Annotated in this window: 11 protein-coding genes; 8 read left to right on the top strand and 3 right to left on the bottom strand. The window is 64.3% G+C overall.

Annotation, left to right across the window (positions count from 1 at the left end):
* The first annotated feature begins 487 nt into the window (after positions 1-487).
* The 6 genes from kdpF (at position 488) to BGK68_RS26575 (ending at position 9,009) form a co-directional block, all read left to right on the top strand.
* A complete protein-coding gene (kdpF, locus tag BGK68_RS26600) occupies positions 488-577 on the top strand; it encodes a K(+)-transporting ATPase subunit F (protein WP_075259547.1) in 90 nt (29 codons plus the stop codon).
* A gap of 1 nt (position 578) precedes the next feature.
* A complete protein-coding gene (gene kdpA, locus BGK68_RS26595) occupies positions 579-2,360 on the top strand; it encodes a potassium-transporting ATPase subunit KdpA (RefSeq protein ID WP_075259546.1) in 1,782 nt (593 codons plus the stop codon).
* Positions 2,361-2,421: 61 nt separating this feature from the next.
* Positions 2,422-4,614, top strand: coding sequence for a potassium-transporting ATPase subunit KdpB (gene kdpB / locus BGK68_RS26590; RefSeq protein ID WP_075259545.1), 2,193 nt, complete (start codon positions 2,422-2,424; stop codon positions 4,612-4,614).
* A gap of 38 nt (positions 4,615-4,652) precedes the next feature.
* Positions 4,653-5,264 carry a potassium-transporting ATPase subunit KdpC gene (kdpC, locus tag BGK68_RS26585; protein WP_075259544.1) on the top strand — a complete coding sequence of 204 codons (612 nt, stop codon included), beginning with the start codon at positions 4,653-4,655 and terminating at the stop codon, positions 5,262-5,264.
* A gap of 268 nt (positions 5,265-5,532) precedes the next feature.
* The gene (locus BGK68_RS26580) at positions 5,533-8,289 is read left to right on the top strand and encodes a sensor histidine kinase (protein ID WP_075259543.1); all 2,757 of its coding nucleotides are present in this window, start codon (positions 5,533-5,535) and stop codon (positions 8,287-8,289) included.
* Positions 8,290-8,298: 9 nt separating this feature from the next.
* Positions 8,299-9,009, top strand: a complete 711-nt coding sequence (locus tag BGK68_RS26575) for a response regulator (protein WP_013235715.1) — start codon at positions 8,299-8,301, stop codon at positions 9,007-9,009.
* An 18-nt stretch (positions 9,010-9,027) separates the two neighbouring features.
* Here BGK68_RS26575 and BGK68_RS26570 read toward each other — a convergent pair whose 3' ends face one another.
* The 3 genes from BGK68_RS26570 to BGK68_RS26560 all read right to left on the bottom strand — a co-directional run bounded on the left by BGK68_RS26570 (position 9,028) and on the right by BGK68_RS26560 (position 11,532).
* Positions 9,028-9,600, bottom strand: coding sequence for a hypothetical protein (locus tag BGK68_RS26570; protein ID WP_075259542.1), 573 nt, complete (start codon positions 9,598-9,600; stop codon positions 9,028-9,030).
* A gap of 193 nt (positions 9,601-9,793) precedes the next feature.
* Positions 9,794-10,642: a TorF family putative porin gene (locus BGK68_RS26565; RefSeq protein ID WP_075259541.1), complete on the bottom strand. Its 849-nt coding sequence runs from the start codon at positions 10,640-10,642 to the stop codon at positions 9,794-9,796.
* A gap of 107 nt (positions 10,643-10,749) precedes the next feature.
* Positions 10,750-11,532 (bottom strand): enoyl-CoA hydratase, encoded by a 783-nt coding sequence (locus BGK68_RS26560; RefSeq protein ID WP_075259540.1) that lies wholly within the window; start codon positions 11,530-11,532, stop codon positions 10,750-10,752.
* 1,103 nt (positions 11,533-12,635) lie between these two features.
* On the opposite strand from BGK68_RS26560, the gene BGK68_RS26555 reads away from it, so the two are divergent.
* Together BGK68_RS26555 and BGK68_RS26550 are read left to right on the top strand one after the other, a co-directional pair.
* The gene (locus tag BGK68_RS26555; RefSeq protein WP_075259539.1) at positions 12,636-14,234 is read left to right on the top strand and encodes a methyl-accepting chemotaxis protein; all 1,599 of its coding nucleotides are present in this window, start codon (positions 12,636-12,638) and stop codon (positions 14,232-14,234) included.
* 268 nt (positions 14,235-14,502) lie between these two features.
* Positions 14,503-15,471 (top strand): DMT family transporter, encoded by a 969-nt coding sequence (locus tag BGK68_RS26550; protein WP_075259538.1) that lies wholly within the window; start codon positions 14,503-14,505, stop codon positions 15,469-15,471.
* Positions 15,472-15,474 lie beyond the last annotated feature (3 nt).

The following is a 15,474-nucleotide window of genomic DNA, read 5'->3' as shown; positions in this document are numbered from 1 at the left end:
CCGGTACTCCTTCCGTTACGCTTTCTTGTTATTCCTCCTCGTTTCTCCTTCCCGTTCGGACTGAGTAGCCCCCGCAGGGGGCGTATCGAAGACGCGCCGTCTGTCCTTCCCATCCGTATTCCCTGGTGACGCCATCGCCGGCGTGCCTTCGATACGCCCCCTCGGGGCTACTCAGTCCGAACGGGAGGAGAGGCTTTTCATCAGCCCATGCGCTTCGTTCCTCTCTTGCGCTGGCGAGCCGCACCGTCTCATTTACGTTTTGTTTACGCTCCTGCGCGAAACATTTACCGGGATTTAATGCTGCTTTCCCTATCGTTCGACTGTCTCCGCTTCCGTCCCCGGAAGCGAGCGCAACAACGTCAACAATGGAGTGGGAAATGTGGCAAACCGATTTTCTCTACATAGGCATGCTGCTCGTCTGCGGCCTCTCGATGTGGGCCTTCATCGCCCTGTGCAGCCGTCTGGAACGGCAGGAAGGGGAGAAGAAATGAACCTCATGTATGCGCTGGGGCTGGCGGTTGCCGTCGCCCTGTTGCTGTACCTGGTCTACGCCCTGATCAAGCCGGAGGATTTCTGACATGGACAGCAACAACTATTACCAGCTCGGCCTCTACCTGGCCGTCCTGCTGCTGCTTTCCCTGCCGCTGGGCTGGTACATGGCCCGTGTGATGGAAGGCAAGTCACGCGTCAACCGCTTCTTCGGCGGCATCGAACGCGTCTTCTACCGCCTCTGCGGCATCAGCCGTGAACACGAGATGGACTGGAAGCAGTACGCCATCGCCGTCGTGCTGTTCAATTTCATCGGCGCCATCGTGGTCTACCTGTTGCAGCGCCTGCAGCAATGGCTGCCGCTGAACCCGGCAGCGCTGGCCAGTGTCAGCCCGGATTCGTCCTTCAATACGGCGCTGAGCTTCGTGACCAATACCAACTGGCAAGGCTACGCCGGTGAGTCCACCATGAGCTACCTGACCCAGATGGCTGCGCTGGCGGTGCAGAACTTCCTCTCGGCGGCCACTGGCATCGCCATTGCGTTCGCACTCATCCGCGGCTTTGCCCGCCACAGCAGCAAGGGCATCGGCAACTTCTGGGTGGACATGACCCGCAGCACGCTCTACGTGCTGCTGCCGCTGTCGGTGGTGTTGGCGCTGGTGCTGGTGCAGCAGGGCAGTATCCAGAACTTCCGTGCCTACCAGGACGTGAAGACCCTGGAAGTGACGCACTACACCGTGCCCAAGCTGGACGCCGCAGGACAGCCGCTCAAGGACGCCAAAGGCGAACCGGTGACCGAAGCCCAGAGCACCGACAAGCAGACCCTGCCCATGGGGCCGGTGGCCTCGCAGGAAGCCATCAAGATGATCGGCACCAATGGCGGCGGTTTCTTCAACGCCAACTCGGCCCACCCCTATGAGAACCCGACGCCGCTCTCCAACTTCCTGCAGATGCTCGCCATCCTCATCATTCCCGCAGCGCTGTGCACCAGCTTTGGCGTGCTGGTGGGCGACCGTCGCCAGGGCTGGGCCATCCTGGCGGCGATGACGCTGCTCTTCGTGGTCATGACGCTGGTGCTGATGTATGCCGAGTCGCAACCCAATCCCATGCTGGCCTCGCTGCACGCCACAGGCCCCGGCATGATGGAAGGCAAGGAAACCCGCTTCGGCATCCCGGCCTCGGCGCTGTTTGCTTCCATCACCACGGCCGCTTCCTGCGGTGCGGTCAATGCCATGCATGACTCGCTCTCGCCCTTGGGTGGACTGGTGCCGATGCTGCAGATGCAGCTGGGTGAAGTGGTGTTCGGCGGGGTCGGCTCGGGCTTGTACGGCATGCTGATCTTCGCGGTGCTGGCGGTGTTCATCGCCGGCCTGATGATCGGCCGCACGCCCGAATACCTGGGCAAGAAGATCGGCGTGTTCGACATGAAGATGATGTCCATCGCCATCCTCATGACCCCGGCCCTGGTGCTGATCTTCACGGCGCTCTCGGTGATGGTGGAGGCGGGCCTGGCCGGCATCGCCAATCCGGGGGCGCACGGTTTCTCCGAAATCCTCTACGCCTTCAGCTCGGCGGCCAACAACAACGGCAGCGCCTTTGCCGGGCTTTCGGCCAACACACCGTACTACAACATCACCACCGGCATCTGCACCTGGCTGGGCCGCTTCGGCATCATCGTGCCGGTGCTGGCCATGGCCGGTTCGCTGGCTGGCAAGAAGCGCCTGGCCGCCACCTCCGGCACCTTGCCCACGCATGGTCCGCTGTTCGTGGCGCTGCTGATCGGCGCGGTGATCCTGGTCGGTGCGCTGACCTATGTACCGGCGCTGGCGCTGGGGCCGGTGGTCGAGCACCTGCAGATGATGGCGATGTAAATGATTGGATGGATTGCGCCGGGCATGGCGCCCGACGCAGCAACCCGCAACGGATACCCTTATGACTACCCCTTCCAGCAATACCTCCGCCAGCGCAACGGTCACGCCTGAAGCCATCCCTTCGGCGGCCCAGACCGCGCGCTGGATGTTCGATCCCAAGATCGTCAAGCCGGCCCTGGCCGATTCCTTCCGCAAGCTCTCGCCGCGTGCGCAGTGGCGCAATCCGGTGATGTTCGTGGTCTACCTGGGCAGCATCCTGACCACGCTGCTGTTCATCCAGGCCCTTGTCGGCCAGGGTGAGGCGCCTGCTGGCTTCATCTTCGCCATCGCCGCCTGGCTGTGGTTCACGGTGCTCTTCGCCAACTTCGCTGAAGCTCTGGCGGAGGGCCGCAGCAAGGCCCAGGCCGCCGCCCTGCGCGGCGTCAAAAAGAGCGTGATGGCCAAGAAGCTGCGCCGCGCCGAGCATGTGCGTGGCGATGACATGCAAGTGCTGGCCAGCCAGTGCGAAGTGGTGGAAGGCGGCAGCCTGCGCAAGGGTGACCTGGTGCTCATCGAAGCGGGCGACACCGTGCCGGCCGACGCCGAAGTCATCGAAGGCGTGGCCACCGTCGATGAAAGCGCCATCACCGGCGAATCCGCACCGGTGATCCGCGAATCGGGCGGCGACTTCTCGGCCGTCACCGGTGGTACCCGCGTGTTGTCGGACTGGATCGTGGTGCGCGTCTCGGTCAATCCGGGCGAAGCCTTCCTGGACCGCATGATCGCCATGGTCGAAGGCGCACGCCGCCAGAAGACCCCCAATGAACTGGCGCTGACCCTGCTGTTGGTGGCGCTGACGCTGGTGTTCCTGCTGGTGACGGTGACCTTGCTGCCGTTCTCGATCTTCTCGGTCAATGCCGCCGGTTCGGGCTCGCCGGTGTCGGTGACGGCCCTGATCGCATTGCTGGTCTGCCTGATCCCCACCACCATCGGCGGTCTGCTCTCGGCCATCGGCGTGGCCGGCATGAGCCGCATGATGCAGGCCAACGTGATCGCCACCTCCGGCCGTGCGGTGGAAGCCGCCGGCGACGTCGATGTGCTGTTGCTGGACAAGACCGGCACCATCACCCTGGGCAACCGCCAGGCCGCAGCTTTCATGCCGGCGCCGGGCGTCACCGAGCGCGAGCTGGCCGATGTGGCGCAACTGGCCTCGCTGGCCGATGAAACCCCGGAAGGGCGCAGCATCGTGGTGCTGGCCAAGAATCGCTTCAACCTGCGCGAACGCGAGATGGCCAACCTGGGTGCGGAATTCATCCCGTTCTCGGCGCAGACCCGCGTCTCCGGCATCGACCTGGGCCACCGCCGCATCCGCAAGGGCGCCGCCGACGCCATCCGCAAGCTCACCCGCGCCGCCGACCAGCGCCTGCCGGCCCAGGTCGAGAGTGATATCGAATCCATCGCCCGCCGGGGCGGCACGCCCCTGGTGGTCATCGAATGGCATGCCGAGGCGGCCATGATCAACCAGGGCGCACCGATCCGCATCCTCGGTACTGTGGAGTTGAAGGACATCGTCAAGGGTGGCATCAAGGAGCGCTTTGGCGAACTGCGCCGCATGGGCATCAAGACCGTCATGATCACCGGCGACAACCGCCTGACCGCCGCCGCCATTGCCGCCGAGGCCGGGGTCGATGACTTCCTCGCCGAAGCCACGCCGGAACAGAAGCTGGCCCTGATCCGCCAGCACCAGGCCGAGGGCAAGCTGGTGGCCATGACCGGCGACGGCACCAATGACGCGCCCGCGCTGGCCCAGGCCGACGTGGCCGTAGCCATGAACAGCGGCACCCAGGCCGCCAAGGAAGCCGGCAACATGGTCGATCTGGATTCCAATCCGACCAAGCTGATCGAGATCGTCGAGATCGGCAAGCAGATGCTGATGACGCGCGGCAGCCTCACCACCTTCAGCATCGCCAATGACGTGGCCAAGTACTTCGCCATCATCCCGGCCATGTTCGTGGCCAACTATCCGCAGTTGGGCGCGCTCAACGTGATGCGTCTGACCAGCCCCGATTCGGCCATCATGTCGGCGGTGATCTTCAATGCGCTGGTGATCGTGGCCCTGATTCCGCTGGCCCTGCGCGGGGTGCGCTATCGCGCCCTGGGCGCAGCCGTGCTGCTGCGCCGCAACCTGCTGATCTATGGCGTGGGCGGCCTCCTGGTGCCTTTCGTGGGCATCAAGCTGATCGATCTGCTGCTGAGCGCCTTCGGCCTGGTCTGAACTTGATTTCCTGATACCCGTTTCTCAAGGATAGTCACATGAACACTTCCACACCCCATCCCCTGCGTCCCGCCATCACGCTCTTCATCCTGCTGGGCGTATTGCTGGGCGGCCTCTATCCCTTGCTGGTGACGGGCCTGGCGCAAGCCTTCTTCCCGCAGCAGGCCAATGGCAGCCTGATCGAACGCCAGGGCCAGGTGGTCGGCTCGGCACTGATCGGCCAGAACTTCACCAGCCCGGCCTATTTCTGGGGCCGGCCTTCGGCGGCCGGGACCTTCCCCGACAATGGCATGGCCTCCGGCGGCAGCAATCTGGGGCCGACCAATCCGGCCCTCAAGCAGGCCGCCGAAGAGCGCGCCAAGGCCCTGCACGAGGCCGATCCGCAGAACCGCCGCAACATTCCCATCGACCTGCTGACGGCCTCGGCCAGTGGCCTGGACCCGCACATCAGCCCGGCCGCCGCCGATTTCCAGGCCGCCCGCGTGGCCCGTGAGCGCGGCCTGAGCGTGGAGCAGGTGCGCGCGCTGATCCGCGTCAACAGCGAGGCGCCGCAATGGGGGCTGTTCGGTGAACCGCGCGTGAACGTGCTTAAGCTCAATCTGGCGCTGGATGCGGCAGCACCCATGCCCAAGACGGATGCCAAACAATAGGATCACCCTCCGACCCGTTCGCCCTGAGTAGACGCGCAGCGTCGTATCGAAGGGTACGCCGACTGCTCTGCATGAGCCGGTAGCGCAGCGCGCCCCCCCTTCGACAGGCTCAGGAGAGCCCTTCGACAGGCTCAGGAGCGTCTTCGATACGCGGCTGCGCCGCTACTCAGTCCGAACGGTAATGGAGAGGCTCGCCGCAGCCGGTGCTACGTCTAGTGCGTAGCACCGGCCTTTTGCCACTACAATGCTTCAACCCTGATACCCCGACATGACGACCCGCCCCGATCCCGACGACCTGCTCGAACGCGTGATGCGCGACGAAGAGCGCCAGGCGCGCGGTCGCCTGAAGATCTTCTTTGGCTTCTCGGCCGGCGTGGGCAAGACCTTCGCCATGCTGGAAGCGGCCCAGGCGCTGGCTGCGCAAGGGGGTGACGTAGTCGCCGGCGTGGTCGAGACCCATGGCCGCGCCGAGACCGAAGCGCAACTGGCTGGATTGGCGCGCCTGCCCATGCGCATGGTGGCCTACCGCGACCGGCAACTGCCGGAATTCGACCTGGACGCCGCCCTGGAGCGCAAGCCCGGCGTGATCCTTGTCGATGAGCTGGCCCACTCCAACGTACCCGGCTCGCGCCATGCCAAGCGCTGGCAGGACATCGACGAACTGCTGCGCGCTGGCATCGATGTCTACACCACCCTCAATGTGCAGCACATCGAGAGCCTCAACGATGTGGTCGGCCAGATCACCGGCATCCGCGTCTTCGAAACCGTCCCTGACCACGTCTTCGACGAAGCCGACGATGTCATGCTGGTCGATATCCCGCCCGACGAATTGCTGGCGCGCCTGCAGCAGGGCAAGGTCTACCTGCCCCAGCAGGCCGAGAAGGCCGGGCGCAATTTCTTCCGCAAGGGCAACCTGATCGCGCTGCGCGAGATCGCCCTGCGCCGCACCGCCGACCGGGTCGACGCCGACATGCGCCAGTATCGCGCCGACCGATCCATCGCCCAGCTGTGGCAGGCGCGTGAGCGCATCGTGGTGGCCATCGGCAGCGGCTCCGGTGAAGAACGGCTGATCCGCGAAGCCGCACGCCTGGCCGCCAAGCTGCAGGCCGAATGGCTGGCCGTGCATGTGGACCTGCCCGGCCAGCGCCAGGCCATGGAGGCGCGCGAACGGGTGGTGGCCTACCTCAAGCTGGCGCACTCCCTGGGCGCGGAAACGGCCAGCATCAGTGGCGAGGAACTGGCCGCGGCGCTGCTGCAATTTGCCCGCAGCCGCAATGCCGGCAAGCTGGTGATCGGCCAGGAAGAGGGCGGTCTGCGCCGCCTGCTGCGCTGGCCGCGCGGCACACTGGCCCAGCGCATCGCCCGCAGCGGCGGCGAAATCGATCTCTACACCATCGCCCGCAGCCGCACCCGGCATCAGCACGAACCCGCCAGTCCCGACAGCGCCGCCAGCGCCGCCGAAGCCCTGCTCACGCGCCGCCGCCGCACCCGCGGCACCCTGTGGGCGGTGGCCAGCTGCGCCATCACGACCACGCTGGCCTTCCTGCTCGATGGCAAGCTGCACCCGGCCAACGTCATCATGCTCTACCTGGTGGGCGTGATGCTGGTGGCGATGCGCTATGGCCGTGCGGCCTCGGCGCTGGTGTCGGTGCTGTCGGTGCTGTCCTTCGATTTCTTCTTCGTCGATCCGCGTTTCTCCATCTCGGTCTCGGACGCGCAATACCTGCTGACGCTGGCGGTGATGCTGGCGGTGTCGCTGTTCATCAGTTCGCTCACCGCGCGCCTGCGTCGCCAGGCCAGTGTGGCCATGCAGAGGGAAGGGCGGGCGGCCAATCTCTACATGCTGGGCAAGGAATTGTCGGCGCTGCTGACGCTGGACCAGATCCTGGAGATCGGCCGCCGTCACCTGGCCGCCGTGTTCGGTGCGCGCATTGCCTTCTTCCTGCCCGACAGCGCCGACCAGTTGCGCCTGGCCGAGCCCGAGCAGGACAGCGGCGCTGCGCATGTCTTCAGGAATGTCGATGCCGGCGTGGCGCAGTGGGTCTATGACAATGGCCAGGCCGCCGGCAAAGGCACCGCCACCTTGCCCTCGGCAGCGGCGCTCTATCTGCCGCTGACGGCCACCATGCGTACCCGCGGCGTGCTGGCCTTCGCCATTGACGCGCCCAGCGAGGAAGAGCGCCAGCTCGCCGCAGCGCAACTGGCGCTGCCCGAGAACCGCCAGATGCTGGAGATCTTCTGCTCGCAGATCGCCATGGCTATCGAACGGCTGCACTATGCCGAGGTGGCCCAGGATGCGCTGGTGACGATGGAGTCCGAACGCCTGCGCAATTCGCTGCTCTCGGCCATCTCGCATGACCTGCGCACGCCGCTGACGTCGCTGGTGGGCAGCGCCGACGTGCTGGCCGCCAACACCCGGCTGGACGACGACGCCCGCGCCATGGCCCGCACCATCAGCGAACAGTCGCAGAAGATGGTCGGCCTGATGAACAACCTGCTCGACATGGCGCGCCTGCAAGCCGGCGTGGTCACGCTCAATCGTCAATGGAATGCGCTGGAAGAACTGGCCGGCTCGGCCCTGCGCCTGCTGGCCAAGGCGCTTGAAGGGCGGCAGGTGGAGACCCGCATCGCGCCTGAGCTGCCCTTGCTGCGGGTGGACGCCGTGCTGCTGGAGCGCGTGCTGGCCAACCTGGTGGAAAACGCCATCAAGTATTCGCCGCCCGGTACGCCCATCGGCATCAGCGCCCACGTGGAGGACAGTGATGGCGCGCCCCAGGTCAAGGTCTGCGTGACGGACCAGGGACGCGGTTTTCCGCCGGCCATGACGCAGCACGCCTTTGAGAAATTCACACGGGGCGACAATGAATCGGCCACCCCCGGCGTCGGCCTGGGCCTGGCCATCTGTCGCGCCATCATCGAGGCGCATCAGGGTCGCATCTGGATCGCGCCGCAGGAAGCCGGGCAGGGCGCGACGGTCTGCTTCACGCTGCCGGTGGAAACCCAGCCGGCCCTGCCCGAGGAATAAGGACTCACCATGCAAGAACACGCAGGCAATATCGTCTTCATCGAGGATGATCCGCATATCCGCAAGCTGGTCAGAAGCGCCCTGGAACAGGAAGGCTTCGTCGTCCACGAAGCCAAGAGCGCGCGTGAGGGCGTCACCGAAGCCGGCACCCGCAAGCCCGACCTGATCATCCTCGACCTCGGCCTGCCCGATGGCGATGGCAAGCAGGTCATCAGCGAGATCCGCAACTGGAGCAGCGTACCCATCGTGATCCTGTCGGCGCGCACCCAGGAATCCGAAAAGGTGGAAGCGCTCGACGCCGGCGCCGACGACTACCTGGTCAAGCCCTTCGGCATGCCCGAGCTGCTGGCCCGCATGCGTGCCCAGTTGCGCCGTCATGCGCGCGCCTCCAGTGCCGGCCAGTCCAGTGGCCGCTACCGGCTCGGCGATGTGGTGGTGGATTTGCCGGCGCGCAGCGTGAGCCGTCATGGCGAGGCGCTGCATCTGACGCAGATCGAATATCGCTTGCTGTCCACGCTCCTGCGCGATGCCGGACGCGTCATTACGCACCGCCAGTTGCTGGTGGCCGGATGGGGGCCTTCGCATGCAGAAGACGGTCATTACTTGCGCATCTACATGCAGCGCCTGCGCCAGAAGCTGGAGCGCGACGCGGCCCAGCCGGTACACATCCTCACCGAGATCGGCGTCGGTTACCGGGTGGCCGATGTGGTGGCCGAATGAGGATGCCGCGGTAAGGCGTCAAGGCCAGTTCAGCAGCGGCAGCGCCAGCACCACCATCGCGATGCAGCCCAGGTTGAGCAGCAGGCGCTGGCGCTTGAGCACGAAGGAGAGCAGCCAGGCGCCGGCCAGGAAGACGATGAAATTGGCCAGGTATTGCTTGCCCGCAGCAGCCACCGGCAAGTCTGGCGCATCGGCCAGGCCCGAGAATTTCCAGGCGCAGACCAGCGCGGCCAGCACGGCGCAATTGAAATAGGTATTGACGGTGGGGAAGCTTTCTTCCAGGTGATCGGAGACGTCCACGCTCTCGCATTGTCCTTCGCGGTAGCGCGCCTCCAGCCAGTGCCGCTCACCGCGCCAGCGGTACAGCGTAGCGCCGTCTTCAACGCTCTGCTGGGCGTGGGGAGCGCCCAGGCGCGCGGTGAGGAAGTCCGGCGCGGTGTTGCGCCATTCGGCCGTCTGGGCGGCACGGAAGCGCTGCTCCAGCGCGCGCGCCTTGCGCCGCCGGCCCAGTTGCTTCAGGGCCAGCTGGGCCAGGGCCAGTGAATTGAACAGGTAGATCCATTGCAGGATGGTGGCGTAGTCGGCTTGCATGGGCAGCGTGTTTGAATGGACAGCGGTGAGGATGCCGCATCTTGCCGTCAGCGTCGCCGCTTGTCCAGCCCATGCGTGCCATCAGGCATGCACCCTGTGGCGCCCTGCCGCATCGTACGTCTCAGAGAGCTCTAGCGGGCAATGAACCTAAAGATCCCCCCAGAGATCGATCTGCCGCCGGATTGGTGCGCGCTCAGAAGCTCTTGTTGAGCGACGCCACCCACTGGTTGCGGCCGATGTTCTTGCCGCGAATGGTGTAGCCGGCGTCCGGCGCATTGCTGCCGGTATAGGCCAGCCCCAGCACATAGCCGGAGAAGTCGCGCGTGAGGCCGAGCTTCCAGTCGGTGTAGGAGAGGGTGGATGCATTGGGGCCGGTATAGCGCTGGCGGCCGATGTGGGCGATGCCGTTGATGCCGGCGGTCAATTCATGCGTCACCGAGAGATCGGCATAGGTGCTGCCGCGGGTGTCGGCGTTGCCGAAGGTATTGCCGGTGCTGTACGAATACTTGAAGGCAATCCATTTGGCATCTGCACCCAGGTAGACCTCGGTGGTGTCGGGCTGGGTCATGCCGGCCGGATAGCTGCCGGGATAGGCGTAGTGCAGCACGCCGATGTCGCCGCTGAGCCAGTCGGTGAGGGCTGGTTTCCAGCCGGCGTAGAGATCCGCTTCGATGCTGGCCGAGGCGGCCGGGTTGGTGTCGGAGATCCAGCTGATGTTGGACAGCCATGCGCCGGCGTAGAGGCCATTGTCGTGGGTGAGGTCGAAGCCGCCTTGCAGGGCCGGTTTTTCATTGGTCTGCGTGGTGCCGCGGAAGACGTATTGGCTGACGATGCCGAGGTTGCCGCTCAGGTGCAGCGGTGATGCGGTGGAGTTGGTTTCCTGCGCCTGGGCTGGTGCGATCACGGCGATGGCCAGCAGCGCGCCGGCGGCGGCCAGCGACGCCAGGCCCGCCAGTTGCGCGTTGCGCAGGCGGCGTTGGCCGAGCGGGGTGAGGTGTTCCTGTGCGGGGGAGGTGGCTTGTTGCTGGGTGCTGCGTTTCATGCTGGATGCTCCATGGGTTCAGGAGCATCCAGCTTAGTGAGTGAGGCATTTAATCCGGATAAAACTTTTGCGTGGGATCGTAAACATCACGTAAAGAGCGTGCTGGCTTATGCCCAGTTGGGTGCACGTTTTTCCAGAAACGCCTGTATTCCTTCCATCGCTTCGGGGTCCATGATGTTGCAGGCCATGACCTCGGCGGCATGGGCGTAGGCGTCCGGCAGGGCCATCGTCTGCTGGCGGTACACCATGGCCTTGCCGCGTGCGATCGAGATGGCGGGCTTGCTGCAGATCTCGCGCGCCAGCGCCTGGGTGGCGCTGTCGAGTTCCTGGTCTGGCACGGCGTGGTTGATGAGGCCCCAGGCGGCTGCGGTGGCGGCGTCGATGAATTTGCCGGTGACCAGCATTTCAAAGGCGCGCTTGATGGGGAGGTTGCGTGTGAGCGCCACTGCGGGCGTGGAGCAGAACAGGCCGACGTTGATGCCGGAGACGGCGAAGCGGGCGCTCTCTGCTGCAATGGCGAGGTCGCAGGTGGCGACCAGTTGGCAGCCTGCGGCGGTGGCCAGGCCTTGTACCTTGGCAATGACGGGGACGGGAAGTTCGCGCAGTGATTGCATCAGGTGGCTGCATCGATGGAACAGGGCTTGGTAATACGATTGTTGCGGTGTGGCTTGCATCTGGCGCAGGTCGTGGCCGGCGCAGAAGGCTTTGCCGTTGGCGGCCAGGATGACGCAGCGTACTGTGCTGTCACTCTTGATGTCGTCTAGCTGGGCTTGCAGGGCTGTGAGCATTTCTTCGGAGAGGGCGTTGAAATGCTGGGGGCGGTTTAGCGTCAGGGTGGTGATGCCTTGCTGGTCTTCTCTTTGCAGGATGTCGGGGTGGTGGTCTTTCATTTTTTTTGTCTCCTTGGTTTTTTGTGGGTGTTTTATTTTAGTCCTGGGTAGTCTGCACGGAATTTCTTCCTGCGCTCTAGCTTAATACTTATCTTTCTCCGGTCGGGAGGACGCGCCGGGGGCGGCCCGGCAGCCGCTCACTTTTCTTGTCTCGCCAAGAAAAGTAAGCAAAAGAAGGCGACCCCTAAGATCCAGCCCTCCTTCGGAGGGTCCCCGCCGCAGTGAAGCGAAAAGTGGGAAAAATAGAGTCGCTTCGCTCCGACTATTTTTCTGATCCACTTTTCGCTCCACTGCGGCGGCTGGCTCTAAGGGGAAAGGCCAGACGGGCTCGCCTTCGGCCTCGCACTTCTCCTACTCGCCTGCGGCTTTGGCTTGGGACGGGGCGCCTTCGATACGTCGCTGCGCGACTACTCAGTCCGAACGGGAGGAAATTATTTAGAAGAAAAACAAAAACAGGGAAGAGATGTAAAGAGAGAGAAAGAAGAAAGAGAAAGACGAAACTGAAAAGTACGGAAAGTATGTGATCGAAGAGAGTCGAAGCGCCAGCGAGCCCCCGGCGAAGCCGAAGGCGAGCCGGACCGGCCGTCCGCTTCTGACCCGCCGCGTCAGCGCGCATAAAAACGGATCAGAAAAATAGTCGGAGCGAAGCGACTCTATTTTTCCCGTTTTTATGTGCGCTGACGCGGGGACCCTCCGAAGGAGGGCGGGGCAGTAGCGGTCGCCTTCTTTTGCTTACTTTTCTTGGCGAGACAAGAAAAGTGAGCGGCTGCCGGGCCGCCCCCGGCGCGTCCTCCCGACCGGAGAAAGAAAATAATTAAGCTAGAGCGCAGGAAAGCATTCTGTGCAGACTACCCCAAACCGCCGAACCACAACCACAACCCGCCAATCCCTATCCCTAACACATACCTCCCACAAACCGAGAAAGAACAAATAATTTATCGACTATTTGTGACTTTGCCCTTTAGCCCCGATATTTGCCGACCGTAAACAAGGACGGGGGAAGGAACGCCACGCATTGCCTGGTGGAAATGTGAGAGCGAGTGCGGTCGTACCGTCCCACCCATTCCTATAACGGCCCCACAACGACCACGCTCAAATCCAAGATGAACAATCTCTCTCTGAAGAAAAAACTCTGGCTGCCCCTGGTGTTTTCATGGATGGCCTTGCTGTTCCTCTCCGTCTGGCATGCCTACCAGACCCGCGACCTGCAGATCGCCGAACGCGAGCGCGGTCTGCAGGATGTCACCGAAATGGCCTACACCACCATCGCCGGCTACGCCAAGCTGGAAAGCGACGGCAAGCTCAGTCGCGAAGAAGCGCAGAAAGCCGCCATCGCCCGCATACGCGACCAGCGCTATACCGGCGACGGCTACGTCACCCTGGTGGGCGCCGACTCCGTCATCGTCATGCACCCCATCAACGGCAAGCTCGATGGCCGCAACATGATCGACTTCAAAGACGCCAAGGGCAACGAACTCTACAAGATGATCGCCGCCACCGGCTCTTCCGGCGCGGCCAAGGGCTACCTCGAATACTGGTGGCCCCGCCCCGGCAGCGACCAGCCCAGCCCCAAGATGGGCTTCGTCAAACGTTTCAAGCCCTGGAATTGGGACCTGATCTGCAGCGTCTACTCCGATGACATCCAGGCCGACTTCCGCCGCGCGCTCATCCAGGCCGTGGTCGTGCTCATCGGCCTGGGCGTGCTGCTCTCGCTGATCGCCGGCATGGTCTCGCGCAATATCTTCCGCTCCATCGGCGGCGAACCCGGCGAGGCCGCCGAGATGGCCCGCAAGATCGCCGCGGGCGACCTCACCGGCGTCATCCATACCACCCAGGGCGATGAACACAGCCTGGTCGCCGCCGTCGCCTATACCCGCGACCGCCTGGTCGATACCGTGCACGGCATCAAGCAGGCCACCGAATCCATCAAGACCTCGGTCGATGAAATCGCCAGCGGCAACATGGACTTGTCCAACCGCACCGAACAGCAGGCCGGTTCGCTCGAAGAAACCGCCTCGACCATGGAAGAACTGACCGCCACCGTCAAGCAGAACGCCGCCAATGCCCAGCATGCCAACCAGCTGGCTTCGGGCGCGGCCCAGGTCGCCATCCAGGGTGGCGAGGTGGTCGGGCAGGTGGTGCAGACCATGGAATCGATCAATGCGTCTTCGCGCAAGATCGTCGATATCATCAGCGTCATCGATGGCATCGCCTTCCAGACCAATATCCTGGCCCTGAACGCAGCGGTGGAGGCAGCGCGCGCCGGCGAGCAGGGACGCGGCTTTGCGGTGGTGGCCTCGGAAGTGCGTTCGCTGGCCCAGCGCTCGGCAGCGGCGGCCAAGGAGATCAAGCAGCTCATCGATGACTCGGTGGGCAAGGTCGATGCCGGTACCCACCTGGTGCAGCGCGCCGGGCACACCATGCAGGAAGTGGTCTCCAGCATCCAGGGCGTTTCCACCGTGGTCAGCGAGATCGCCACGGCCAGCCATGAACAGAGCTCGGGCATCGAACAGGTCGGTGAGGCCATCACCCAGATGGATGAAACCACCCAGCAGAACGCCGCCCTGGTGGAACAGGCCGCCGCTGCCGCGCAGTCGCTGCAGGACCAGGCCGACAAGCTGGTGCGCCTGGTGGGGGTGTTCACGCTGGAGCGTGGCCGCGCCGCGCCTGCCGTCCCATCCGCCCAGCCTTTGCTGCAGTGAGTCGAGGAGACGATGGCCCGGAATGAGCGGGCCATCGCAGGGAGGCATGCTGCACAAAAAAGAATCAGCAGTATAAATATTTATAAAATTGATTTGAGGCAGTATTAAATGCCGCTGAAGACGGTTTTTACCCGTCAATACGGCAGCACTATTTGCCCTCTCTTCTCTACCATGAAGACCGTTTGGATGCGCTGCAACATGCATCGGAACGGCCTTTCTTCATGGCTGTTCCGGCTGTCGCGCTCCTGCCACTTTCCTGGAGTCCGAGATGTCCACCGCCGTCGCTACCCCCACCGCCCCTGCCTCTGCCGCCCGCCCTGCTGCGCCATCGCCTGCGCCGATGAGCCGCCTGTTCCTGGTGTGCGTGGTGCTGGCCATCTGTATCTGGGGCGGCAACTGGCCGGTGATGAAGTTCGGCAGCCAGTTCATCCCGCCGCTGTGGTTCGCGGCCAGCCGCTTCCTGTCGGCGGCGATTCTCAGTTTCGTGATCGCTGCAGTGCTGGGCAAGCTGCGCCTGCCGACCCGCCAGGAATGGCCGGTGGTGGTGGGGGTAGGGGTGTTGCAGATGGGTCTGTTCACGGCCCTGGTCACGGGCGCGCTGCATTTCGTCATGCCGGGCCGCGCCTCGCTGATCGCCTACGCTACCTCGATCTGGGTGGTGCCGGGCGCGGCGCTGGTGTTGAAGCAGAAGCTGAGCCCGCAACAATCGCTGGCCACCGTCTGCAGCTATGCCGGGATGGCCGTGATCGTGCTGCCGGCGCTGCTGCATGCAGACCTGCACAGCATGATCGGGTATCTGATGCTGGGCGTGGCTTCGCTGTCGTGGGCCATGAACATCCTGCAGATCAAGATGAGCCCGGGCGTGAAGCTGGACTTCGCGCTGCTGCCCTGGCAGACCCTGGTGGCGGCCTTGCCCTTGTCCCTGCTGGCCCTGGCCGTGGATGGCGCGCCCAGCTTCCTGGCCGATCCGCATGCCTGGGGCGTGATCGCCTACACCGGCCCGCTGGCCACGGCCCTGACTTTCCTGATCGTCTTGCAGATGACCCAGCGCTTGTCGCCGGTCACGGTGTCGGTGTGCATGCTGGGTGTGCCGGTGGTGGGGCTGACGCTGTCTGCGCTGGTGTTCGGCGAACGTCTCTCGTCCGATCTGGTGCTGGGCATGGGCTTGCTGTGCCTGGGCCTGGTGCTGCCGGCGCTGCCTTCGTTGGGCTTGCGCCGCCTGGCGGCCAAGGGATGAGCG

Origin of the sequence: Herbaspirillum camelliae (assembly GCF_001929405.1) — a bacterium.
Lineage (GTDB): Bacteria > Pseudomonadota > Gammaproteobacteria > Burkholderiales > Burkholderiaceae_D > Herbaspirillum > Herbaspirillum seropedicae.
The sequence above is the reverse complement of the archived record's forward strand: the minus strand, read 5'-3'. Positions and strand labels throughout refer to the sequence as shown.